The organism is Caballeronia sp. LZ034LL, assembly GCF_031451215.1.
In the GTDB taxonomy this organism is placed as follows: Bacteria; Pseudomonadota; Gammaproteobacteria; order Burkholderiales; family Burkholderiaceae; genus Caballeronia.
Window position 1 is genome coordinate 929,331 of the sequence record NZ_JARUXR010000003.1, and the last position, 22,948, is coordinate 952,278.

The window sequence follows — 22,948 nt, forward strand, 5'->3', positions numbered from 1 at the left end:
GCGCGGAAAGCGAGAGACAGTGGCGTCAGTACGAGAATACCGCACCGAAGAACACGCCTTTCGCGCGGTCGTCGCCTGCGACCCTGAAGCGGTATTGCACCGATACATCGACGAACGAACGCGGCGCGTCATATCTGCCGCCGCGGAACGCATAACGCGCCGACACGCCCGCGCCGACGCCCACCGGCACGCTGTGATCGATCGCCGAGTCGTAGTCCATGCCGACCACCGCATGCGGAAACACGGTCAGGCGCGGACTGAGCGCATCCACGCGATAGCTGCGGCCAAGACGCGCATTGGCCGTCGCGTAGCTCGAATGATTCGCGATGTAATGCCCCGCTTCGCCGTACACGGTGCCGGTCCACCAGCTCGGCACGTCGAGCCGGCGTGCGTCGCCGAAACCGTTCGAGTAGGCGGCGCGCGCCAGCCAGTCCGAGCGCACGTCCGAGCCGAGCGGCACGATCTTCTCGATGGCGAAAATCGCATTCGCCGACGCAAACGGCTTCACCCGCGCGCCGAACGCCGCCTGCAAGGTCGAGGCTCCCGACGGCCCGCCGCCCTTCACGCCAAAGTTCTCGTAGCTGCGCGCATAGACTTCGAACATGCGGTCGCCGAGGCTGCCGAACGGACGCCAGTACGCTTCCACGCCCGCCTGCCAGTTGTTCGACACGCCCGGCACCGGCGAGAACGCCACGCCCTGTTGCGCGCCGCTGCCGCGATAGTTCACCGCCGCGCTGAAGCCCCAGTCGCGCGTGGCTTCGGCGTGCGCCGCGCGGGCATCGTTCAGCGCCTGCGCGGAGAGCGCCTCGTCGGCGGGACCGTCCGCGCTGCGGTCGATGGCATGCTCCAGATAGCGCGCGCCCTCGCCTGCACGATGCATCCCGAGCGCTGCGTAACCCGCATCGGCTTGCGCGGACGCAGGCAACTTGCCGTCGCGGTCCGCACGCGCGAAGTAATGCAGCGCGAGCGCATTGTCCCCGGCGCGCTGCGCGACGAACGCCGCCTGCACGTCGGTCAGCGCGTCGAGCAGCTGCGCGTCGATGACACCGCGCGCCGCCTCCGCCGCCTCGCGCGTACGGCCCTCCGCCACGAGGTCGTCGATCAGCGCGATACGCGGCTGCGGATCGTCCGGCACGGCGGCAATCGCCGTGCGCCAGTGGTCCGCCGCCGCGCCGCGCTCGCCGCGCTGCTCCGCCAGACGCGCCGCGCGGGTCGCGGCCAGCGCCGGATCGTGTGCGTAGACATCGCACGATGCGCCGAATTCATCGGCGTGGCATTCGAACGTCGGACGCGCCAGCGGATCGACTTGCGCGGCCTGCGTCACGCCACGTCGCGCCAGCGCCTGCGCACGATGGCGGCGCAAGGCGATGGCGGCATCGGTGTCGTCTGCGGTCTTCGAGCGTGGTGGAGGCAGCGCATCGAGCGCGCCTTGCGCATCGCCCTGGGCCAGTCGCACGTCTGCGACAATCGTCCGCGCAACGCGGGCATCGCGCTCCTGCCGTTCATCATCCGATGCAACCGACACCGGCGTTGACAGCACCCGCGCGAAGTCCGCATCCGCGCCGCGCGCCGCACGCGCATAGCCGCGCAGCGCCCACGCGAGCGCATCGTCGGGATTCCGGGCGACGGCATCGCCGGTTATCCCTTCCACGCCCGCCAGATCATCGCGCGCGAACATCGTCTCGATCAGCTGCATGCGGTAATCCGCGCGCCACGGCGCATAGTCCAGCGCCTGCTGCGCGCGCCGCTGCGCTTCATCGAGATCGCCCTTCTCGCGCGCCGCATACGCCGCCCGCGACTCGGCCGGCGCAAGCCGGTCGCCGATGAAGCGACGCCGCGTACGCAAACCGTCGCTGTCGCCGAAGCGCGCCGTGGCATCGACGGCGGCGGTCCACGCGGCGGCATCGTCGCCATTGGCGGCGAGGGAGTCGATCAGCAGGACGCGCAAGCGCTCCACCTGTGGCGCAAGCCGCACCGCCTCGCGGCTCGCGCTTGCCGCGACCGCGTAGTCCTTCCGTCCATACGCCCGATATGCAGCCTGCGCCGCCTTGAGCGCCGGCGCCGGCAGATCGCCCGGCACGCCGCTCATGCCGCCCGATGCAATAAGAATCCCGATCTGTCGCCGCCGCGCCGTCAACGCAGGCGTCGGCCCCAACTGTGCGACGGCGTCATCCAGCACGTGTCGCGCTTCCTTCAGACGCCCACGCGCCGCCAGCGCATTCGCCAGCAGCAGACGCAGTTCGGGCACGTCGGGCCGCTGGCGGATCGCCTCGCGCGCGCCGGCGACGGCATCGGCGTATCGGTGTTCGTCGTAGGCCGCGAAGGCCTCGCGCGCCACGCGATACGACGCGCCGCTCAGCGGCAGCGGCAGGTTCGCATCGGCTCGGGAGGCACCCGGCGCGCACAGCGTCGCGGCGGCCCATGCGGCGATGCTCAATCGGCGAGTCAAGCGCGCCGTCACGGCTTGGCGGTCCGCGTGCGATGGCGGCGGCGCTGTTCGCCGATCGCGGCGGTCAGCGCTTCGTGCGTGATCACGCCTTCCGCCACCAGATAGTCGCCGATCCGCCCATGCCGCTCCGGCCGATACTGTTGCAACGCCGTTTCGAACGCGCCGCGCGTGACGAGCCCCATCTCGATCATGAGATCGCCGAGCAGCGGCACGCCGTCCGCCACGGGTTCATCGCCGGGTTCGGGCAAACGCTCGTCATCGAGCGCGTCCGGATGAACCAGCCGCCCGACCGCGCGCAACATCCGCAGACCCGCCGTGATCTCGCTTTCGCGCACCACCTGCAAGCTCACCGCGCGTCCCGCCGCCGCACTCAGTTCGGCGAGCGCGGCATCGTCGAGCAGGCCCGCGCAGACGAACAGCGCGTGCCCGTTCGTATCGAACCCTTGCGGCAGCGCCCGCAGCCGCACGAGTGTGTCCGACGTCGCCACCTGGGTGATATCCATGCGCAGCGGGTCGAAGCGGCCGCGCGGCAAGTCCGCCTGGAACGCGATCGCTTCCGCGAGCGTCTCTTCGTCGAGCCAGCCGCGCGTGATGAGCACACGTCCGATCGGCGCCTCGCGCGCATGCTCGGTGCGGCGCGCCTCTTCGAGCCGCTCGGGATCGATCGCCTGCCACGACACGAGCAGTTCGCCCAGTTCCTGACGCGTATCGCGCAGCCCTTCGTTGCTCGGGAAGTCGTGCATCGTCTTGTCCCACGCGAGCCTGCGCCCCGTCAACGCATGCACGATGAACAGCCGCCACGCGCGCGACACCGCCATGAAGTTGATGACATTGCCGATCACCATGCGCGGCACCGCGAGCACGCCGTGCTCCCAGCCATACAGGCGCGTCGTGAAGATGATGCGTTGCGTGACGCGCAGCATGAGCGCAATCGAATTCGCGATCAGCAACGCCTGGAGCCATCCCGAGTCGATGAACGGCGACGGAAAGAAGCGCGTCGCAATGCGAAAGTACGACGCCGCGGCGAACAGCATGAACTGCCCCGCGAGCAGATACGCGAGCATGCCGACGAACGCCGTCACGACGCCCTTGCGATCGCGCAACAGCAGATAGCGATTCGCCAGCGAGCCGCTCCAGCCCGTCAGCGCCCAGCCTTGCAGGCCGATGCCGAGCGTCCAGCGCGCGCGCTGCCGGTAGGCGGTGCGGAAGGTATCGGGGAAAAACTCGCGCACGCACAGCGGCATGGTCATGCGGATCTCGCGCTCGGGCCCGAGCCCGAACCAGCCCTTGCGGCGCGTCGTGAATTCGACCGGAAACAGCGGAAAGATGGACTGCATGCCGAGCTTGAGAATGCGCGCGCCGATGTCGTAGTCCTCGGTCAGGCTTTCGGTATTGAACGGCTGCTGTTCCGTCTGCTCGACCAGCGCGCGCATGGCGCGCCTCGAGAAGCACGTCCCGACGCCCGCCGAGGGCACCGCGCCCGCCAGGCTTTCGCGCACGACGAGATCCTTCGCGTGCCATTCGGCGAACTCGTCCATGTAGGTGCCCGCGACGAGTTCGAACCAGTGTCGTTCCAGCGACGCCACCGGCAGCTGGATCATGTCCTTGCGCGGCAGGAGATAGTTGAAGAACTTTAGCTCGACGGGATGCAGCACGTCTTCGCTGTCATGCATGACGATGCCCGCGAACTCGATGCCCGCCTCGAACTCGTAATGCATGATGGCCTGCACGAGCCAGTTGAGGCAGTCGGCCTTGCAGGTCGGGCCGTCGTGCGGCACTTCCACGCGGTGCAGATGCTTGTAGCGATGCCGCATGCGCTCCACTTCGGCGATCGTCGCGGCATCGTTCTGATAAGTGCCCACGAACACGGTGTACGCGCGGTAATCCAGCACGCGCACCAGATCCTCGATCATCGCGGCGATCACGTCTTGCTCGTGCCACGCGGGCACCATGATCGCGATGGGCTGTTCGTCGCGCGCATAGAGCTGCTCGACGGTGAGCGGCGCGTAACGGCGCTCGACCGTCACGCGCCTGTAGAGCTTGCGCGTCCAGAACCAGACGTCGATGAAGAGATCATCCACGCTCGACAGCAGGATGATGGCCGCAACCGTCGCGGCCATGTACTCCAGTCCCTGGTAGTAATCGGCGAGCAGGATGCCGCCGTACCACCTGAGCGTCTCCAGCATCACGCGCGGTCCTCGTCCTGCGCACGGCGCTGTTCGTCCTGGTGTCTGCGCCGCGCCCGTCCCGCCAGCACGATCAGCGCGAGCAGCAGCACCACCAGCACGGCCGGAATGCCCCAGCGCGCCCAGTGATGCGTGACCCAGTCGGTGCTGCTCGCGGGTTCGTCGGAGAGTTCGTCGGGATTGACGGTGTTGAACTGCTTGAGCACGCCGCTGCCGTCCACCACCGCGATATTCCCGCGCGACAGCTGGAGCTTGTCGGTGAGCACGGGCGCCGCGCCCGCCGAGCGATAGACGATGCCGCTCTGCCCGCCCGCGCTCGCCACGCTCACCACCCCGACGCGCGACAGACCCGACATGTCGAGCAGCGTGTCGCCCGAGGGCGAACTCAGCGACAGACGCTGGGCCGAATACAACGCCGGGTTCTTCTCGCCGTCGAAACTCACGTCCGCGGCGAGGAACGGGCCGTCCGGCTGCGTGGATGCCTGCGCCTGCGCCTGCGCGGACGCCACCGCGAACTTCGCGGTAGCCGGAGCAATGCCCGCTGCGCCCGTCAGCACGGCCAGACGCGGCACGCTGGCGAGCGCGTCGTCGAGATAGGCGCGCGGCACATACACCGTCGCCGACGACGCATAGCGCGCCGCCATGCCCGCAAAGCTGTCCTCGGGCGTGGCCTTTGCGAGCCGCAGATGGCTCGTCGGCAGGACCGCGACCGGATACGCCTGACGCGCCTGTCTACCGGCATCCGGATGACGTCGGAACGACTCGCGCTACTCGTTGGTGCGCGCGAGCGCTTAGCGCTGGATCGACGCCACCAGCCGCTGGCGCGCGCCATCGACATTGATAAGGCGCGCGCCGATCATCACGTCGTTGAAGTAGACGGTGGCGGTTGCGCCGCCGTTGGAGAGCGTCGGCGACGCCGCCAGATCCAGCACCACCTGCGCCGGCAGGCGTCCGTTGCCCGAGGCCGCGGCGAGGTCGAAGCGCGCGACCCACGAAGCGTCGGTCTGCACGTCGATGCTGCGCGGATCGCCGCCGAGATCCGACAACGGAATGTCGTCGCCGCGCGCCTGCTGCTCCACGTCGATGCGATGCACGATCACCCGGTCCGATACGTCGATGGGCCGCCAGCCATGCGCCAGCGCGCCGATGCCGCGCGTGTCGCCCACCACGATCAGCGCCCGTCCGCCCACGTGCGCGATGCGCACCTCGCCCGGCGCGAGCGGCGCCGTCAGTTGCGAGGCCGTGCGCTTGCGCCAGGTATCGAAGGCGGCGAGCGCATCGGCGGATGTGCCGGTCACTTGCAGCCGCAACGCATCGAGCGCCGCGCCGAGCGTGCGGCGCAGGGGTTCATCGGCGACCACCACGTCGGGGCCGAACGCCGCCCGCGGACCCAGCGCCACCAGCGCGCCCAGTTCCGCCTGATTCGCGAGCACATGCTTGCCGCCGCCGGCCAGCGCGGCGAATGCGGGGATCGCGCGCAGCGGCGCGGGAACGTCGAGCTCGCCCAGATCCACCGTATCGCCCGGCGCCGGCAGCGCCTGCATCACGGGCCGCTTGCCGTCGCGCTGCAAGAGCGCGTCGGTGCGCCACGCGGTGTCGTAGGCGCTGCTTGACAGCTTGCGGCCGGACACGGCCAGCACCGGCGCATACGGCAACGCGCTCCATGCGGTGCGCAGGTCCTGCACGTCGGCGGGATCGAAGCGGAAGGTGAGGCGCGTGCCCGGATCCACGCGCAAGACATTGCCGATGGCCGTCTGATCCGTGCAGTCGTTCTGATTGATCACCGACGCAAAGCCCAGTCCGAGCCGCACGAAGCCCGCGTTGCGCGGTGCGCCGTCTACGCCCAGATTGAGCGAGACGCCACCCGCGTCCTGCGTGAAGGCGCGCGCCAGCACCGGCGAGCCGTCGAGCGAGAGCAGCATGGTCACGCGGCCGCCGTCGCCGCGGACATAGCCGCCGTCGAACTGCAGGGCGGCGTCCTTGAGCGGCACGCCGGCGGGCACGGGCAGGAAGAATTCGCGGCGCGTATCGGGCGCATTGAGCGCGACGCTTTCAAGCAGGCCGAGTTGCCGGAGCGTGACGGTGCGCGTTTCCTGCACATCGGCGGCGAGGTGAGAGAAAGCGTCCGCGAGGCTCGGGTCCGCCGGCGTCGCGGCGGACGCCATGCGCGGCACGATGCTCGCAAACAATGCGCACGCGGCGATGAAGGTCCTGAGGATGCGTAAGGCGCCTCGTTGCTGCCGCTTGAAGTTGTCGTAGATCAAGTTACTTGACTCGTATTTGACGCGATGCGGCGCAGTGGCGATGTCAATGCGTCACCGGCGCCCGGTCGATACCGGTTGCCGTCGAACGTGCATTGACATCGCGAACGCCGCGATAGCGTGAGACCCGAATTCTGGCGAATGACTCAGTGCTGGGTGTTGCTCGACAGAAGCGTCGCGGAACGCCGCGAAGCGCTTCGATCAATACGTGAGGGTGCGGCGCTCCCGTTGTTCCGGGAAGGCCAGCCGCAGTCGCGCGCACGGACAATCCGCCACGGCTTTGCGTGTCAACGAGATGGACGCCCGCATTGATTTCGGGCGATGACGGCTGGCCACGCATGCCACGGAACGAATTGCCGACTGCTCGTTCCGCGCCCTCGTGCGCGACCTTGCCTCGACAGCATCGGGCGCTAACCCGAAGCCGGAAAATTGCGTTGTTGGCTTCGTTTTCATTGTCCAGACGACGACACAATCTTTTGACAAAACGGATTGTATTCAGACGTTTAAAGACAGCCAGACAACAAAAATGTAAAAAAGTCTAACGAGAGCTTCAGAGCGTGGACTGGCTATTTTTTGTCTATCTTCAGACAGAGCTTTTTACTGATTTTGGCCGGGAAGGTTAGTTAGTCCCACGATATGAAGATGCAAATTGCATGCGTATTCAACATTCATCCGACCGTCACACAGGCGCATCGATTTCGATGTCGAGCAGCGCCGCGCTCACCGACTTGCCGTGCGCATCGAGTGCGAGGGAACGCGTGACGCCGCCGCCGAGCGCCTGGCTCAGCACAAAGTTGAACGCATGGAGATTCGGCAGTTCATGGCGCACGACTGCGCCCTTCACGACATCCGCGAGATGCGCCTTGACGCGTTCCGGCGTCACTTGCTCGCGCAGGTGCGCGTAGTGTTTCGGGTCGTAGCAGATCACCGAGACATTGAGCGTGTTGCCCTTGTCGCCGGTTCGGCCATGGGCCAGTTCACGCAGTTTCATCGCTTGTCTCCACGAATTCGAAAGCCGGCTTCACGCGCTCGCACGGCAACAGCACCGACTGCACGGCGATGACTTCGCGCGTCGCCTTCGTCACGCCGCCGCCGCCTGCGGGACCATTGGTATAGAGCGTCTCGACTTCGTTGCCGATGCGCGCCGCTTCGCGCGCATTCGCCGCGCGTCCCGCCACGCGCACGCGGACTTCGACCGGTTCCGCGTGACCGGAGGCCAACGTCTCGCCATACAGCGCGTTCACGCCGATCAGGTCGAAGCGCAGTTCGGATGTCTCAACGCCCGTGAGCGCGAGCCGTTCCCGCACGATATCGAGCGCCAGCCGCGCGCGTGCCAGCGCGCCCGGGCCGCCATAGGAAATCTGCCCTTCGCCGATGAAGCCGTCCTCATACGCCACCGACACCTTGAGCGTCCCGGTGCGTTGATGACCGCGCCCGCCCGTCACGCGCACACGGTCCGGCGCTTCCTGCGCGACGCAGACCTGGGTGAAATCGGCGACGACGTCCGGCTGGAGATAACGCGCCGGATCGTGGATTTCGTAGAGCAACTGTTCTTTGCAGGTCGCTTCCGTGACGCAGCCGCCCGCGTGCGGCACCTTGGTCACGACCACCGATCCGTCCGCGCTCACTTCGCCAATCGGAAAGCCCAGCCGGGCCAGTCCGTTCACGTCCTTGCAACCGGGATCGGCGAAATAGCCGCCTGTCACCTGGCCCGCGCATTCGAGCAGATGACCCACGACCGTCGCCTGTCCGAGCGCGTTCCAGTCGTCCATGCGCCAGCCGAATGCGTGGATCAGCGGCGCGGCAAACAGCGACGGGTCCGCCACCCGCCCGGTCAGCACGATGTCCGCGCCCGCAGCCAGGGCATCGACGATGGGCGCCGCGCCGAGATACGCATTCGCCGAGACGATGCGCCCGGCATAAGCGCCGACCTCGTCGCCCGATTCCTCGAAGCGCAGCGGCGTGCTCAGCACGACATCCAGCACATCGTCGCCGGTCACTGCCGCGATCTTCAGCGACAGGCCCAGTTGGCGCGCGATCTCCGCCGTCCGGCGTGCCGCCGCGCGCGGGTTGGCCGCACCCATGTTCGAGATGATGCGCACGCCGTTCTTCGCCGCGACGGGCAGCACGGCGCGCATGCGCGCTTCGAGCAAGGGGTCGTAGCCGGACGCCGGATCGTGGCGGCGCGACTGTTGCGCCAGCGCGATGGTGCGCTCGGCGAGACATTCGAACACGAGATAGTCGAGCGCGCCGTGTTCCGCGAGTTCGACGGCCGGCTCGATGCGGTCGCCCGAATAGCCCGCCCCTGCGCCAATTCTGATGATGTCCTTCATGACTTCGTCCAGTCCGGATTAAAGCGGAAACACGCCCAGCAGCACGCACGCGAGCGTCATGACGAGCGACGCGCCGAACAGCAGCGGGAAGGTGAATTTCTGATGGTCCGCGAGATCGATGCCGCACAGGCCGACAACGAGGAAAGTCGCGGGCGTGAGCGGGCTCACGGGAAAGCCGGTCGTCATCTGTCCGAGCAGCGCCGCCTGGCCGACGTGCACCGGCGCGACGCCGAGTTGCGACGCCACTTCGGCGATCACCGGCAGCACGCCGAAATAGAACGAGTCGGGATCGAACAACATGGAGAGCGGCATCGACAGCACGCCGAGCACAACGGGAATGTGCCCCGCCATCGCGGGCGGCACGAAGCCTACCGCCGCCTGCGCCATCGCCTTGAGCATGCCGCTGCCCTGCATGATGCCGGTGAACACGCCCGCCGCGAGCAGGATGCCCGCCATCATCAGCGCGGCGCGGGCGTGCGCGTCGATGCGCTTGCGCTGCATCTCGACGTTCGGGTAGTTCACCATCAGCGCGATGCACAGGCCCACCATGAACATGATCGCGGGCGGGATCTTCTCGCCCATCACGACCATCGTGCCGAGCACGATGACCGTCAGCACGATGTTGAACCAGAAGTTCTTCGGGCGGCGCAGCGCCTGCTCCTCGGGCGTCAGTTCGCGCTTCGGCAGCGGCACGGCGCCGCTCGCGCCCGAGTAGCCGAGGCGCTTTTCTTCGCGCCGCCCGAGCCACCACGCCATGCCGAACACAAACACCAGACCCACGGCCTGCACCGGAATCAGCGGATTGAACAGCGCCGAGATGGGCAGATGCAGCGAGGCGGACGCGCGGATCATCGGCCCGGTCCAGGGCAGGAAGTTGATGCCCGCCGCCATCGAGACCGCCGCCGCCAGCACGCGCTTGTCCATCTTGAGGCGTTCGTAGAGCGGCAGCATCGCCGGGATGGTGACGAGGAAGCAGACCGCGCCGGAGCCGTCCAGATGGATCAGGAGCGCGAGCAGCGTCGTGCCCATGACGATGCGCGTCGGCTTCGTGCCGACCGCGCGCAGGATGCGGTCGATGATCGGATCGAGCGTGCCCGCGTCGGTGATGGTGCCGAAATAGAGGATCGCGAACACGAACATGCCGACGACCGGCGCGAGGCTCTTCAGGCCGTCGATGACGAACTTGCTGGTCTGCAGGCCGAAGCCGCCGAGCAGCGACGCCGCAATCGGCACGATGATCAGCGCGACGAGCGGCGACATGCGTTTTGAGAGGATCGCCCCGAGCAGGACGACGATGGTGGCCAGGCCGAGCAACGGCAGCATGAACGTGTCTCCGAATCTTGTTTTTTGATGCCGTTCAGCGTAAGTTCGATGCAGCGATAACACAATTGAAATGATTTGATCGCAGCCATCACATCCCATAATGGATCTGAATCTTCGCGACATCCGGGCGCTGGTCGCGGTGGCGGACACCGGCAGTTTCACGCGCGCGGCGCAGCGGCTCAATCTGTCGCAACCGGCGCTCACGGTGCAGATTCGCCGGCTGGAAGAGGCGGTCGGCGCGCGGCTGTTCGACCGCAATAGCCGCAACGTCGCGCTGACGCCCACCGGGCGCGAACTGCTGCCGCTGCTGCGCAAGTCGCTGAACGACATGGAGAACGTGCTGCGCGACGCTCGCGCGCTGGGCGAAGGCGGCAGCGGCACGATCCGCCTGGCGTGCCTGCCCACCTTCGCGGCGAGCATGCTGCCGGAACTGATCATCGGCATGAAGCGCGAAGTGCCGCGCGTGGCCTTCCAGATCCGCGATGTGGTGGCGAGCGCCGTCAACGCGCTCGTGCGCAGCGAGGAAGCGGATATCGGGCTGACGGGCGGCGAGGTCGCGGACCCGTTGCTGGAGGTGCTTTACGCGGGCGTCGACCGGCTGGTCGCGGTGTGTCCGCGCGGGCATGCGCTGGCGAAGAAGCGGCGCATCGGTCCGGCCGATCTCGCCCGCGAGCCGCTCGTGCTGACCGCGCCGGGCACCAGCGTGCGCACGGTCGTCGATGCCGCGCTCGGCGCCACGGGCGACACCCTGGAGATTGCCTGCGAGCCGACTTACATGATGACCGCCGTCGCGATGGTGCGTGGCGGCCTCGGCGTGACGATCCTGCCCGAGACGGCGCGCGAGGTGCGCGCGGAGCCGGGGCTCGTCGTGAAAGCCATCGATCACCCGGCCTTCGTGCGGCCGGTCGCGCTCATCAGGAAGAAAGGCCGGACCTTGCCGGCGGTGACGGAGCGCTTCGTCGAGAGACTGCGCGCGGCCATCGCGCAGTGACTGCGGATCCGGCAGGCGCGGCAATCACCGCCGCGCCTGCCGATGCAACGTGGCTTAGCTCGGCATCGTCGACATGTCGATCACGAAGCGATACTTCACGTCGCTCTTCAGCATGCGCTCGTAGGCGTGATTGATTTCGTCCATGCGGATCATCTCGATGTCCGAGGTGATGCCGTGCTTGCCGCAGAAGTCGAGCATCTCCTGCGTCTCCGCGATGCCGCCGATCAGCGACCCGGCCAGCGCGCGCCGCTTGAAGATCATGTTGAACACCGCCGGCGACGGATGCGGATGCTCCGGCACGCCCACCAGCGTCATGGTGCCGTTGCGCTTGAGCAGCACCATGAACGGATCCAGGTCGTGCGACGCGGCCACCGTGTTCAGGATGAAGTCGAAGCTGTTGGCATGCGCCGCCATCTGCTCCGGGTCTTTCGAGATGACGACTTCATGCGCGCCCAGGCGCTTCGCGTCCTCGATCTTGCCCGGCGACGTCGTGAACAGCACCACGTGCGCGCCCATCGCGGCGGCGATCTTGACGCCCATGTGGCCGAGCCCGCCCAGTCCGACGATGCCGACCTTCTGCCCTTTCTGCACGTTCCAATGACGCAGCGGCGAGTAAGTCGTGATGCCTGCGCACAGCAGCGGTGCAACAGCCGCGAGTTCGAGATTCTCCGGGACGCTCAGCACGTAGGCTTCATCGACGACCATGCTCGTCGAATAGCCGCCGAAGGTCACGCCGCCGGACTGGCGGTCGGGCGAGTTGTAGGTCTGGATGAAGCTGTCCGGACCGTCGCAAAATTGTTCGAGGCCTTCCTTGCAGGCGTCGCAGACGCGGCAGGAATCGACCATGCAGCCGACGCCCGCGAGTTGCCCCACCTTGAACTTCGAGACGTCCGCGCCGACCTCGACCACCCGGCCGACGATCTCGTGGCCCGGCACGATCGGATAGTTCGACGCGCCCCATTCGTTCCTGGCCATGTGCAGGTCCGAGTGGCAGACGCCGCAGAACAGGATGTCGATACGAACGTCGTTCGCTCCGACCTCGCGCCGCTTGATTTCGAGCGGACCGAGCGGTTTGTCGGCTGCTGCGGCGGCGTAGGAATACGCTTTGTACATGGTCTGCTTCCCTCCGGTGTTTGAAACTTTTGCGAACGAACGAGCATCTTTCCACGATGGAAAAACGTGTCCGTTGCAGTGTGACAGGGTGATGTTATGTGCGACAGCGAACGTTCGCCGTGACGCTGCGTGCTGCTGGCGAACGCCGTGCGGATCGCGCCGATGTTTCGGCGGCCATCCGCAACGCCAGTACTGTATGCCTATAGGGGAATTTCTGCCGGGACGGTTGGACATTCGCGACGCCGCTGGAGAATCCGGCAATCGCGCCCCCGGGTTCGATCCCTGCTAAGGCGGGACTGGCCGTTTCGAACGTTGCGGTCCAAAGTGGTCTGCAACGAGAAAGAAAGCGCGCCGGGTACGACAAAGCAACGCACCGAGAGAGAGACCAAAAAATCATGAAAGCGAAAGCCATCACGTCGAGCATCGACATGCCGGGGGGCGCGGTGAGCGCCGAATTTCACATCGATACCGGGCGGCTCAGGATTTTCGAGCGCGGCCTGTTGCGTGTCGAGCTGTTCCAGCCGCAATCGTGGTTCGCGGTGGCATCGGTGGCGGGCAACAGCCGCTGGGGCACGCGGCCGTGCGAAGCGGACTTGAAGCTGGTGGTCGAGAGCTTCATCCTGCAGCGCTTCGGCATGACGGCTTACCGGCGTGAGACGCCGTGCGTGCGCGAGGTGCCGGTTTCAGCGTGAGCGTGAACGGCGTGTGCGCTGATAGAAGCTGTCCGGCTTGGTCTTCACCCACTCGACAAACCCGCGCACCGCTTCGTGCGCGAGCAGTGCCTCGACGGTCGAATAGCGCTGCGCCAGTTCCTTCTCCGTGAAGAGCGCATGCAGCTGCCGATGGCAAATTCGGTGCAGGACGGCGGTCTGCCTGCCGCCCTGCGACTTCGGCACGAGATGATGCAAGTCGCGTTCGGCGGGCGGCACCTGTCGCCCGCACAGCGCGCAGACTTCTTCCTGGGGCGGGCGATACCACGGTTCAGGCAAGCGTCTGGCCATGACGTGACTCGCTGCGATCGGTTTTCATGGATCGAGTCTACGCTTCGATGCCTGTTCCTGCGTCGGGCCGTTTTAATTTGCTCGCGCCCGTGGCACCATGAAGACGCTGTGCATTGTTCACTGTTCACCGTCCACGCAGTGCCTGAGCCGGGAGAAGCCATGGAAGTGACCATCAGCGAATTGACGGGCATGCTCGCAGAACTCGAACGCGAAGATCCGGTCGACTACGGCGATCTTCCCTTTGCAGAACCCGAACTGCGCAGCCTCGTGATGACCGCGCTCGTGGACAAGCATCGGAAGCTCCAGTCCAGCGGACTCAATCCCGGCGACGTCAATCTCACCTACATGCTCACCACCGCGCTGCTCGTGCTGGAGAACCTCGTCCTGCATACGCGGTTGCTGCTGCTTCAGGGACAACGCATCGACGTGAACGCGCTGTTGCGCAAGTATTCGGGCGGCTGACCGCTCAGCAACCGGCGGGCGTGGCCGGGGTCGCGCCCGTCAGCAGCACCTCGATCAGATCGCGCACGCTGCGAATCGCCGCGCCGAACGGCAGCCGTTCCTTGCCGCGAAAGAACAGCCCGTTGCCCACGTCGCCGCGCAGCGCCGCAGCCAGACGCGTATCGATGCAGAAGTGCCCGAACTTCTCGATGCCGTCGCGCAGACCGCACGCGCTCAGGCAGTCGAGCGCCGTCGGACAGGCTTGCGGCCGCGCGCCGATCTTCGCCCGGATGCGCTCTTCATTGCGCAGATAGCGCATGAGCCAGGGCGTCTTCACGGCTCGCGCGGGCAGCCCGGTCACGCTGACGAATTCGACGATATCCTCCGGCCGCGCTTCCGCCAGCACGCGCTTGAAGGCCGGATGCGCGTCGCCTTCCTCGGTGACGGCGAACGGCGTACCCACCTGCACGCCGTTCGCGCCCGCGCCGAGCCATTGACGCACGGCTTCATGTCCATCGATACCGCCCGCGACGATCACCGGCACCTCCGCGCGCGCCAGCCCGAGCGCAGCAAACGACGCATCCAGTTCCGCCAGCACGCGCTCGAAGCCGAAGCGTTCGTCGTGCATGTCGTCGAGGCTCGTTACGCCGAGATGTCCGCCCGCGTGCGCCGGATGCTCGATCACGACGGCATCGGGCAAGCGGCCCTTCTTCATCCACTTCCGGAGCACGAGCGTGACGCCACGGCTATCGGAAAGAATGGGGATCAGCGCGATGTCATGCCCTTGCGTGAGATCGGGCAAGTCGAGCGGCAGACCCGCGCCCATCACGATGGCGTCCGCGCCGTGCTCGCAGGCGGTGCGCACATAATCGGCATGCGCGCTGACGGCTTTCATCACGTTCACCGCGAGCATGCCGCGCCCTTCCGACACGACGCGCGCCGCTTCGATCTCGCGCCCCAGCGCGATCAGGTTGGCGCGTTCCAGCGTGGCGCGCGACGGGTCTGCGCGGCACATCGCGAGCAGGTCTTCATGGTGATGACGCAAGTCGATGCTCGCGATCGTGCCCATGGCGCCCTCGCGCGCCACGCTGCCCGCGAGCCGATGCGCCGAGATGCCGACGCCCATGCCGCCCTGCACGATCGGCAGCAGGCTGCGGCCGCGTATCAGGAGCGGGGCGAACGAATGAACATGAGGAGTCGAGGCGGAGTCGGGATGCAGGTTCATGACAAGACGATGGCGGCAAGATGCTGCGGATCGTAGCCGCGCGGTCTTCGTCACGACAAGCCGGCGCCGGACACATCTCTTGACGTTCATCAGAGGCACGGCGCCTCGCACGAATATTTTTATTACACCTGCGCGCATCGAAGCGCGTTGTAGACTCGCCGCTGTTTCGCAAAACGTTTTGGAGATCCGCGACACCCTGTCGCATCCCATTGATCTGAAACAAAATTTCAACCATTCGCGTCATCACGGGAGACCGTCGGTGGCATGATCCTGACGCGGCGCAATGCCGTTCAACGGCGTTCCTCCAACGCCTCGATCATCGAAACAAGCGAATGCAATGAATGACACTACTCAACGTTCCGCTGTACCCGCGCTGACGGCGTTGATGCTCGCCGCCGGCCTCTCGGGATGCAAGCTGGAAGTCCTCGATTCCAAAGGCGCAATCGGCGTGGCCGAGTCCTCGCTGATCGCCACCGCGACCTACGCGATGCTGCTCGTCGTGATCCCGGTGATCCTGCTCACGCTGTTCGTCGCGTGGCGCTATCGCGCGTCGAACACGAAGGCCACCTACGCACCGAAGTGGGCGCACTCCACGGCCATCGAAGTGGTCGTGTGGGCCATTCCCGCGCTCATCATCCTGTATCTCGGCATCCTCACGTGGAAGACCACGCACGCGCTCGACCCGTACAAGCCGTTGAACTCGCAGGTCAAACCGATCAACGTCGAAGTGGTCGCGCTCGACTGGAAATGGCTCTTCATTTATCCGGACCTGGGCGTGGCCTCGGTGAACCAGCTGGCGTTTCCGGTGGGCACGCCGGTGAACTTCCGCATCACGTCGGATTCGGTGATGAACTCGTTCTTCATCCCGCAACTGGGCAGCCAGATCTACGCGATGGCCGGCATGCAGACGCGCCTGCATCTGCAAGCCGATCACGCCGGCGACTACGCGGGCATCTCCGCCAACTATAGCGGCGCGGGCTTCTCCGACATGAAGTTCCGCGCACTCGCTTTGTCTCCCGCCGACTTCGATGCGTGGCTGAACAAGGTCAAAACCGCGCCCGAGACGCTCAGCATGGACGTCTATGCGGGCGTCGCGCGCCCGAGCGAGAAGGTGGCGGTGCGTTACTTCTCCACCGTCGATCCGCGGCTCTTCAACAACATCGTCGCCAAGTACAACGACGGCCGTTTCGACGTGAACGGCAACTACTGCGTAACCAAGGGGTAAGCCATGTTCGGCAAATTAACGCTCGAGGCGGTCCCGTACCACGAGCCCATCATCATGGGGGCGACCGTCTTCATGGCGATCGCGGCGCTCGGCACGGCCGGCCTCATCACCCGCCTCGGCAAGTGGGGCTGGCTGTGGCGCGAGTATCTGACTTCGGTCGATCACAAGCGCATCGGCGTCATGTATCTGGTCGTCGCCGGGCTGATGCTCGTGCGCGGCTTCGCGGACGCTGTCATGATGCGCATCCAGCAGGCCATCGCGCTCGATTCGCCGGGCTATCTGCCGCCGCATCACTACGACCAGATCTTCACCGCGCACGGCACCATCATGATCTTCTTCATGGCCATGGCGCTGCTGGTCGCGTTCTTCAACCTGATCGTGCCCTTGCAGATCGGCGCGCGTGACGTGGCCTTTCCGTTCATCAACTCGCTGTCGTTCTGGATGACGGCCGTGGCGGCGATCCTGATCAACCTGTCGCTGTTCGTCGGCGAGTTCTCGGCCACCGGCTGGCTCGCGTATCCGCCGTTGTCGGAGACGCAGTTCAGTCCGGGCGTCGGCGTGGATTACTACATCTGGGCGTTGCAGCTGTCGGGCGTCGGCACGCTGCTGACCGGCGTGAACTTCTTCGTGACCATCGTGAAGATGCGCGCGCCCGGCCTGACGTGGATGAAGCTGCCCGTCTTCACGTGGACCGCGTTCTGCGCGAACGTGCTCATCATGGCGACGTTCCCGATCCTGACCGTCGCGCTCGCGCTGCTCGGCCTCGACCGCTATGCAGGCATGCACTTCTTCACCAACGACGGCGGCGGCAACCCGATGGTCTACCTGAACCTGATCTGGGCCTGGGGGCATCCCGAGGTCTACATCCTGGTTCTGCCGGCGTTCGGCATCTATTCGGAAGTGGTCGCCACATTTTCGAAGAAGCCCTTGTTCGGCTATCGCATGATGGTGTATGCCACCTGCTGCATCATGGTGCTGTCGTTCCTCGTGTGGCTGCATCACTTCTTCACGATGGGCTCGGGCGCGAACGTCAATGCCTTCTTTGGCATCATGACGATGATCATCTCCATCCCCACCGGCGTGAAGATCTTCAACTGGATCTTCACGATGTACCGCGGCCGCGTGCAGATGACCTCACAGATCATGTGGACCATCGGCTTCATCGTGACCTTCACGCTGGGCGGCATGACGGGCGTGATGCTCGCGATTCCCGGCGCCGACTTCGTGCTGCACAACAGCCTGTTCCTGATCGCGCACTTCCATAACGCGATCATCGGCGGCGTGGTGTTCGGCTACTTCGCGGGCGTGTCGTACTGGTGGCCGAAGGTCTTCGGCTTCAAGCTCGACGAGAAGCTCGGCAAGAAGGCTTTCTGGTGCTGGTTCGTGGGCTTCTTCGTGGCTTTCGTGCCCATCTACATTCTCGGTTTCATGGGCGCGACGCGCCGCCTGAATCACTACGACAACCCCGCCTGGCAGCCTTACTTCACGGTGGCGGCGATCGGCGTGGGCATCATCGCGCTCGGCGTGGTGTTCCAGATTGCGCAGATCGTCGTCAGTGTCTTGCGCCGCAATCAGCCCGCCTACCGCGACGTCACCGGCGACCCGTGGGATGGCCGCACGCTCGAATGGACCATGAGCTCGCCGCCGCCCGCGTACAACTTCGCGCGCGTTCCGGCCGTGCGCGCGCTGGACGACTTCGCCGATGCGAAGGAAACCCGGCGCGTCGATACCCGTCCGTATGGCGACATTCACATGCCGTCGAACACGAGCGCGGGCCTGTTCATTGGCTTGTTCTCGCTGATGTTCGGCTTCGCGGCGGTCTGGCAGATCGTCTGGCTGGCGGCGGCAGGCCTCGTGGGCGTGGTGGCGATGGTGATCGGCTACAGCTTCCGCGACAACGCCGGCTTCATCATTCCGGCGGCCACGATCAGGTCGATCGAAGAACCGAACGCGCCGCGACCGCCCGTCAAGGCCGGCGCGGAACGGGAACTGGAAATGGAGGTGCTGTAAATGTCGCAATCGACACTGTCCGCGCGCGGCGCGCACGACCACGGGCACGAACATCAGTCGCACTCGGTGTTCGGTTTCTGGGCCTACCTGATGACCGATTGCGTGCTGTTCGCGTCGCTCTTCGCCACCTTCGCGATGTTCGCGATGCAGACCGTTGGCGGGCCCACCGGCAAGGACCTGTTCAACCTGAGCGACGTGGCGCTCGAAACCAGCCTGCTCCTGACGAGCAGCCTGACCTTCGGCTTCGCGATGATCGCCGCGCTGCGCCAGCGCACCGGCGCGGTGCTCGGCTGGCTGTTCGTCACGTTCGCGCTCGGCGCGGGTTTCCTGTGGCTGGAACTGAACGAGTTCGCGCACCTCGTCGCGGAAGGCGCGGGACCGCAGCGCAGCGCGTTCTGGTCGGCGTTCTTTACGCTCGTCGGCACGCATGGCCTGCACGTGACGGTCGGCTTGCTCTGGCTGGTCGTGCTCGTGGTTCAGATGCTGGGCAAGCGCAAGCTAAGCGAACGCGACCTGCGCCGGCTCGCCTGCCTGAGTCTTTTCTGGCACTTCCTGGACATCGTCTGGATCTGCGTGTTTTCCTTCGTCTATCTCGGGAGCATCGTCTGATGGCTCATTCGCACGGCAATTCAAGCGAGTTTCCGCACGTCACCGCGCGCGGCTATCTGATTGGCTTCGCGCTGGCGGTGGCGCTGACCGTCGCGTCGTTCTGGGCCGCGACGTCAGGCGCGTTCAGCGGGGAGAAGGCGATCGTCATGCTGGCGGTGCTGGCCGCCGTTCAGGTGATCGTCCATGTGGTGTTCTTCCTGCACGTCAATGCGTCGAAGGGGCAACGCTGGCATGCGATGTCCTTTGCCTACACCATTCTGATGTCGCTGATCCTGATTGTCGGCACGGTGTGGGTGCTGCATAACGTGCATGCGTTGATGATGGCGCGTTGATCCACCGAACGACGGCAATTTCCGAGACGCCGTCTCGGAAATTGCCGTTCACAAACTGCTCCGCAACTCCGCGATAAACGCCCCGATCACCTCCTCGTTGCGCGACACGATGATGAACTGGCCCACGTGCCTCGCCACGAGCAAGCCGGCCTCGATCATCGCGGCAACATGCGCAGAGATGGTCGACTGCGACAGACCGCTGCGCGCCTGAATCGCCTTGATCGGCAGGCCGCTGCCGAACGCGCCTTCCGGCTCCTTCAGCCACGTCAGAATCTCGCGCCGCACCGGACTGGCGAGCGCCTTGTGGATCAGATCCGCATTCATCATGTCCGTGCTCCCCGTCAGAACATGTCGCTGGGCGCGCCAGCCGCCATGCTCCCGGAACGCGCATCCGGATCCGAACGCGACGGAATGAACGGGCCCGTAATCATCGTTTCATAGGTCTGTCCTGGACCGACCATCGGAAACACATCGGCGTTCTCGTCGATCATCACTTCGAGAAACGCGGGACCGTCGAAGGCCACGAAGGCTTTGAGCCTTTCTTCCAGTTCATCCTCCCGCTCTACCCGGCACGCAAACTCGAAGCCATCCGCCTGCGCTGCCAGCACGAAGTCCTTGCGATGCAGCGCCTTGTCGCTGACGGACATACGGCCGTCGTAGAACAGACGTCGCCATTGACGGATCATGCCGTCGCCGCGATTGTTCAGCAGCAGGACGGCGCCCCGCTAGGCACGATCGAACTTGCTATCGGCAAGGCAATGAGCGCTGTATTGTTCGCGCGATCGACAGCGGAACTGGCGACGTTTGCTCAACCGGGCGGACCGTTCTACGGTATCCAGCAAACGCACGCGGGAAAGGTCGTGATCTTCGGCGGCGGCGTTCCGGTCTTCGATGGCGCCGCTATCGTCGGTGCGGTGGGCGCCAGTGCGGGGATGATCGAACAGGATATCGAAGTCGCGGATGCCGGGTTGACGGCGTTCGGGCATTCGCTTGCTTGATGCGCTTGTCACGCGATGACGGCCGGATGGACGATTGCGGTGCCGTGTTTGTCAGCGCGGATATACGAACTAAGTGAACGTGGGCTTCCACGGGCTTTCCCAAGCAGCGCTGACGGACGTTCACGACGGGCGCCCTGCGCGGCGCCCCCCTATATTCTGATTCGCCAAATCAGAATCGCTGCGCAACGTAGTCGGTGATGGAGTTGCCCATCAATTCGGCCGTCGAGTTACCGCCCCGGACGAAAAACCTCACTTGATTGCCGTCTTTCACGAACGCAGGCTTGGGCCCACGCTCGCAACGAATCGACAACACGCTCTCGCCGTCCTGTTGTTCAAAATGTGGATGAACATACGGCAGAAAAATGTCGCCAATTCGATCCTTGATCAGATTCACCAGATGCAGGCCCATCTTGTCCTCGTTAGGGAAGCTGTCGGATGCAATGCCCAGCACTTCACCGTTATCTGCCACTCCGATCAACAACGTGCCTCCGTTGGCGTTGAGAAAGCCCGCGATAGTCTTCAGTACCGCCACTTGCATCTTGTCATCAGGTTGCCCTGTGTGAAGATTCGTGCGTAATGTTGACTTGAATTCGACTGCTCCCGTTTCTCCTCCAGCAACGAGTTCAGCAACAGAAGGAGGCGGAGCAACCTCGGATTTCGTATCGCCGCAAAGCAGCTGCCATGCTTCGCGGACTATCTGCGCCATTCTGAGCCGGCGCGCCACGAGGAAATCGTTATAGGGTAGTTGCCACCAGAGCGGGGGTAGGGCGTGGAGTTTGTAAACACGGGTACGCAATTCGCCCGACATCGCTGCGTCCAGCTCCGGGACATAGACGGACGGCGCTTGCTTGCCGATCTTGATGTTGTCGGGCCATTCCAAGGCGGCGAAGTTGGCGATCTGGTTGATGCGTTTGAGGTCTTTTATTCCTTGATCTTCCAGATAGCCACGCGGGAAAAGATGATGTTGTTCCAAGGCGGCCTTCGACCCCTTGACCGCCGGATCGATCATTGCCGAGATCTTCATCGGGCTGAACAGCACTGGCGCATCGAGTTTGATCAGCGCCGCTTGGTACGCGAAGAGCGAAGGGCTACGCGACGCGGACGTTGCTAGCTGGCTGGGAAGTGTGATGTCCCAGTAATCGTTTGTGAGCGTCGTATGGCAAATCTCCCTCAGGCGTGCGAGAAAGCCATCTCCGTCGGAAAGTCCCCGGACGATCGCCAAGTCTGCCTCGAATCGCGTTTCCGGTGAATTCGTGTACCGTCCGGTCATCGCTGCCATGAAAAAGAATTCGGCGATTGCCTGGCGGACTGCGGTACGTCCGATCCCATAATCATGGACGCCAATCAGGTAGAGCACATAGCAATAGATGATGGCTGCTTCGGAACTGATCATCTTCTGCCCGCGGTACCCGGCGAGCTTGAGAGCATCGAGAAAGTGATGCCAATTCGAAAGATTGAGAACTGCCTTCTGCGCCTCGCGCATCAAGGAAAATTGACCGTCACGCTTCTGCGTATCGTCTTCACCCGTCACTGCATCTTTGCCGCGCAGTGCGCTGTAGACGTTCTCGAGCCGTGCGCGCTTGAGCGCCAGGCCGACAGTTGCGCGAAGCATCTGGTCGGGGGAAGGTTTGATGAAGTGATTGAAGGGCGATGACTGTCCATCGCTAGGCTGGGTTGCATTCAGCGCAAATCTTTCCAGTTCGGCACGGCCTTCGTCCCAGAACACCGACATCAGCGTCATGATGAAGTCTGCTTGATTCAGCGGCTTGCCGGTTCCATTGATTCGAACGAACACCTCCGCGATTGTCTCTTCATTCACGGAGGATGCCAGAGTCAATGCAACGAACTGATAATTCGGTAGATTCCGCAGATGGTCGATCGCGTCCTCGATTTTCGCTTCTTCATCATCAGTAAGGTCGCGAATCTCAGAGAGCTGCTTGATAAAGGCTTTGCGGAAAACGCCCGGCTTGAAATCCGCTGTCCAAAGGACCGAGATGTCCGGGATATAGTTTCGGTCCTTTCTGATTGCTGCATCGGCTACATCGAATCGGCCTGAAAGCGGATTGAAGGCGATGTGAATTCTTTCCTTCTTGAAGTTCGCTCGCAGCACTTCCGCGCCCTTGATCACCGCGTAAAGTGACGTCAGTCGCTGTTGTCCATCTACGATGGCTTGATCAGGAACAGACTGCTTCTGGTCAGTTCCGATATTCTTGAGATTGTCTGTTACACCCGTTTTCCAGAACAGAAGAAATCCTGCTGGATAACCTCGATACAGAGAATCCAGAAGATCTCGAACATTTACGTTCGGCCAGACGAAGGGACGCTGCAGTTCGGGTAGGCCTATTTTTCCGGTGTCGATGTCTTCTATTAACGACACAATTGGAATGTTGCTGGTGGTGAAGATTGGCATGGTTGAACGACCGTCGCGAGTTATGTTCTTTGTACTCGAAG

Annotated in this window: 20 protein-coding genes and 1 pseudogene; 8 read left to right on the top strand and 13 right to left on the bottom strand. The window is 64.6% G+C overall.

The genetic code is table 11. The features are described 5' to 3' along the window. Positions 1–25: 25 nt before the first annotated feature. From QCE83_RS25360 to QCE83_RS25390, 7 genes are all read right to left on the bottom strand, one after another. Complete coding sequence (locus tag QCE83_RS25360; protein ID WP_309817874.1) at positions 26–2,437, bottom strand: NfrA family protein; 2,412 nt, start codon at positions 2,435–2,437, stop codon at positions 26–28. A 20-nt stretch (positions 2,438–2,457) separates the two neighbouring features. Beyond that, entirely contained in the window at positions 2,458–4,638 is a 2,181-nt protein-coding gene (locus QCE83_RS25365) for a glycosyl transferase family protein (protein ID WP_309817875.1), read from the bottom strand. Further along, the gene (locus QCE83_RS25370; protein WP_309817877.1) at positions 4,635–5,279 is read right to left on the bottom strand and encodes a hypothetical protein; all 645 of its coding nucleotides are present in this window, start codon (positions 5,277–5,279) and stop codon (positions 4,635–4,637) included. The genes QCE83_RS25365 and QCE83_RS25370 overlap by 4 nt, the downstream gene beginning before the upstream one ends. Before the next feature lie 147 nt (positions 5,280–5,426). After that, positions 5,427–6,899 (bottom strand): hypothetical protein, encoded by a 1,473-nt coding sequence (locus QCE83_RS25375; RefSeq protein ID WP_309817880.1) that lies wholly within the window; start codon positions 6,897–6,899, stop codon positions 5,427–5,429. A 676-nt stretch (positions 6,900–7,575) separates the two neighbouring features. Beyond that, the gene (locus tag QCE83_RS25380) at positions 7,576–7,887 is read right to left on the bottom strand and encodes a hypothetical protein (protein ID WP_309817883.1); all 312 of its coding nucleotides are present in this window, start codon (positions 7,885–7,887) and stop codon (positions 7,576–7,578) included. Continuing rightward, positions 7,874–9,229, bottom strand: coding sequence for an acyclic terpene utilization AtuA family protein (locus tag QCE83_RS25385; protein WP_309817886.1), 1,356 nt, complete (start codon positions 9,227–9,229; stop codon positions 7,874–7,876). The genes QCE83_RS25380 and QCE83_RS25385 overlap by 14 nt, the downstream gene beginning before the upstream one ends. An 18-nt stretch (positions 9,230–9,247) precedes the next feature. Further along, on the bottom strand, positions 9,248–10,552 hold the full coding sequence (locus QCE83_RS25390; protein WP_309817888.1) for a citrate:proton symporter: 1,305 nt from the start codon (positions 10,550–10,552) through the stop codon (positions 9,248–9,250). Positions 10,553–10,652: 100 nt separating this feature from the next. On the opposite strand from QCE83_RS25390, the gene QCE83_RS25395 reads away from it, so the two are divergent. Further along, on the top strand, positions 10,653–11,543 hold the full coding sequence (locus QCE83_RS25395; RefSeq protein ID WP_309817891.1) for a LysR family transcriptional regulator: 891 nt from the start codon (positions 10,653–10,655) through the stop codon (positions 11,541–11,543). A 54-nt stretch (positions 11,544–11,597) separates the two neighbouring features. On the opposite strand, the gene QCE83_RS25400 is transcribed toward QCE83_RS25395, so the two are convergent. Beyond that, positions 11,598–12,656, bottom strand: coding sequence for an NAD(P)-dependent alcohol dehydrogenase (locus QCE83_RS25400; RefSeq protein ID WP_309817894.1), 1,059 nt, complete (start codon positions 12,654–12,656; stop codon positions 11,598–11,600). Between the two features lie 395 nt (positions 12,657–13,051). Here QCE83_RS25400 and QCE83_RS25405 point away from each other — a divergent pair, with 395 nt between their 5' ends. Continuing rightward, positions 13,052–13,348 (top strand): hypothetical protein, encoded by a 297-nt coding sequence (locus QCE83_RS25405; protein ID WP_309817895.1) that lies wholly within the window; start codon positions 13,052–13,054, stop codon positions 13,346–13,348. Here the strand turns inward: QCE83_RS25405 and QCE83_RS25410 are convergent. Then, positions 13,340–13,657, bottom strand: coding sequence for an HNH endonuclease signature motif containing protein (locus QCE83_RS25410; protein WP_309817898.1), 318 nt, complete (start codon positions 13,655–13,657; stop codon positions 13,340–13,342). The genes QCE83_RS25405 and QCE83_RS25410 overlap by 9 nt on opposite strands. Positions 13,658–13,816: 159 nt before the next feature. Between QCE83_RS25410 and QCE83_RS25415 the strand changes: the two genes are divergently transcribed. Next, entirely contained in the window at positions 13,817–14,119 is a 303-nt protein-coding gene (locus QCE83_RS25415) for a hypothetical protein (RefSeq protein WP_309817900.1), read from the top strand. Between the two features lie 4 nt (positions 14,120–14,123). On the opposite strand, the gene QCE83_RS25420 is transcribed toward QCE83_RS25415, so the two are convergent. Further along, on the bottom strand, positions 14,124–15,323 hold the full coding sequence (locus QCE83_RS25420; protein WP_309817903.1) for a nitronate monooxygenase family protein: 1,200 nt from the start codon (positions 15,321–15,323) through the stop codon (positions 14,124–14,126). A gap of 337 nt (positions 15,324–15,660) precedes the next feature. Between QCE83_RS25420 and cyoA the strand changes: the two genes are divergently transcribed. Genes cyoA through cyoD form a run of 4 tightly spaced genes read left to right on the top strand, consistent with a single transcriptional unit; the run spans position 15,661 to position 19,499 of the window. After that, positions 15,661–16,548 (top strand): ubiquinol oxidase subunit II, encoded by an 888-nt coding sequence (cyoA, locus tag QCE83_RS25425; RefSeq protein ID WP_309817907.1) that lies wholly within the window; start codon positions 15,661–15,663, stop codon positions 16,546–16,548. 3 nt (positions 16,549–16,551) lie between these two features. Continuing rightward, positions 16,552–18,558: a cytochrome o ubiquinol oxidase subunit I gene (gene cyoB, locus QCE83_RS25430; RefSeq protein WP_309817910.1), complete on the top strand. Its 2,007-nt coding sequence runs from the start codon at positions 16,552–16,554 to the stop codon at positions 18,556–18,558. Then, on the top strand, positions 18,559–19,167 hold the full coding sequence (cyoC, locus tag QCE83_RS25435) for a cytochrome o ubiquinol oxidase subunit III (protein WP_309817913.1): 609 nt from the start codon (positions 18,559–18,561) through the stop codon (positions 19,165–19,167). It begins immediately after the preceding gene. Beyond that, positions 19,167–19,499 carry a cytochrome o ubiquinol oxidase subunit IV gene (gene cyoD, locus QCE83_RS25440; protein WP_309817914.1) on the top strand — a complete coding sequence of 111 codons (333 nt, stop codon included), beginning with the start codon at positions 19,167–19,169 and terminating at the stop codon, positions 19,497–19,499. Before cyoC ends, cyoD begins: the two co-directional genes overlap by 1 nt. A gap of 48 nt (positions 19,500–19,547) precedes the next feature. On the opposite strand, the gene QCE83_RS25445 is transcribed toward cyoD, so the two are convergent. Next, entirely contained in the window at positions 19,548–19,826 is a 279-nt protein-coding gene (locus tag QCE83_RS25445; protein ID WP_309817917.1) for a helix-turn-helix domain-containing protein, read from the bottom strand. Positions 19,827–19,840: 14 nt separating this feature from the next. Then, positions 19,841–20,215, bottom strand: a pseudogene (locus QCE83_RS25450) (thiamine pyrophosphate-dependent enzyme); the annotation flags it as partial. Here QCE83_RS25450 and QCE83_RS25455 point away from each other — a divergent pair. Beyond that, positions 20,120–20,497, top strand: coding sequence for a heme-binding protein (locus QCE83_RS25455; RefSeq protein WP_309817918.1), 378 nt, complete (start codon positions 20,120–20,122; stop codon positions 20,495–20,497). The pseudogene QCE83_RS25450 and the gene QCE83_RS25455 sit on opposite strands and share 96 nt — an antisense overlap. 169 nt (positions 20,498–20,666) lie before the next feature. On the opposite strand, the gene QCE83_RS25460 is transcribed toward QCE83_RS25455, so the two are convergent. Further along, the gene (locus QCE83_RS25460) at positions 20,667–22,907 is read right to left on the bottom strand and encodes a DUF262 domain-containing protein (RefSeq protein ID WP_309817919.1); all 2,241 of its coding nucleotides are present in this window, start codon (positions 22,905–22,907) and stop codon (positions 20,667–20,669) included. Positions 22,908–22,948 lie beyond the last annotated feature (41 nt).

Bases quoted from the DNA above. Each gene is read 5' to 3' on its own strand.
- cyoC (WP_309817913.1), top strand. From the start codon at position 18,559: ATGTCGCAATCGACACTGTCCGCGCGCGGCGCGCACGACCACGGGCAC.
- cyoA (WP_309817907.1), top strand. From the start codon at position 15,661: ATGAATGACACTACTCAACGTTCCGCTGTACCCGCGCTGACGGCGTTG.
- QCE83_RS25380 (WP_309817883.1), bottom strand. From the start codon at position 7,887: ATGAAACTGCGTGAACTGGCCCATGGCCGAACCGGCGACAAGGGCAAC.
- cyoB (WP_309817910.1), top strand. From the start codon at position 16,552: ATGTTCGGCAAATTAACGCTCGAGGCGGTCCCGTACCACGAGCCCATC.
- QCE83_RS25460 (WP_309817919.1), bottom strand. From the start codon at position 22,907: ATGCCAATCTTCACCACCAGCAACATTCCAATTGTGTCGTTAATAGAA.
- QCE83_RS25410 (WP_309817898.1), bottom strand. From the start codon at position 13,657: ATGGCCAGACGCTTGCCTGAACCGTGGTATCGCCCGCCCCAGGAAGAA.
- QCE83_RS25385 (WP_309817886.1), bottom strand. From the start codon at position 9,229: ATGAAGGACATCATCAGAATTGGCGCAGGGGCGGGCTATTCGGGCGAC.
- QCE83_RS25370 (WP_309817877.1), bottom strand. From the start codon at position 5,279: ATGGCGGCGCGCTATGCGTCGTCGGCGACGGTGTATGTGCCGCGCGCC.
- QCE83_RS25405 (WP_309817895.1), top strand. From the start codon at position 13,052: ATGAAAGCGAAAGCCATCACGTCGAGCATCGACATGCCGGGGGGCGCG.
- QCE83_RS25415 (WP_309817900.1), top strand. From the start codon at position 13,817: ATGGAAGTGACCATCAGCGAATTGACGGGCATGCTCGCAGAACTCGAA.
- QCE83_RS25420 (WP_309817903.1), bottom strand. From the start codon at position 15,323: ATGAACCTGCATCCCGACTCCGCCTCGACTCCTCATGTTCATTCGTTC.
- QCE83_RS25455 (WP_309817918.1), top strand. From the start codon at position 20,120: ATGCAGCGCCTTGTCGCTGACGGACATACGGCCGTCGTAGAACAGACG.
- QCE83_RS25395 (WP_309817891.1), top strand. From the start codon at position 10,653: ATGGATCTGAATCTTCGCGACATCCGGGCGCTGGTCGCGGTGGCGGAC.
- QCE83_RS25390 (WP_309817888.1), bottom strand. From the start codon at position 10,552: ATGCTGCCGTTGCTCGGCCTGGCCACCATCGTCGTCCTGCTCGGGGCG.
- cyoD (WP_309817914.1), top strand. From the start codon at position 19,167: ATGGCTCATTCGCACGGCAATTCAAGCGAGTTTCCGCACGTCACCGCG.
- QCE83_RS25400 (WP_309817894.1), bottom strand. From the start codon at position 12,656: ATGTACAAAGCGTATTCCTACGCCGCCGCAGCAGCCGACAAACCGCTC.
- QCE83_RS25445 (WP_309817917.1), bottom strand. From the start codon at position 19,826: ATGATGAATGCGGATCTGATCCACAAGGCGCTCGCCAGTCCGGTGCGG.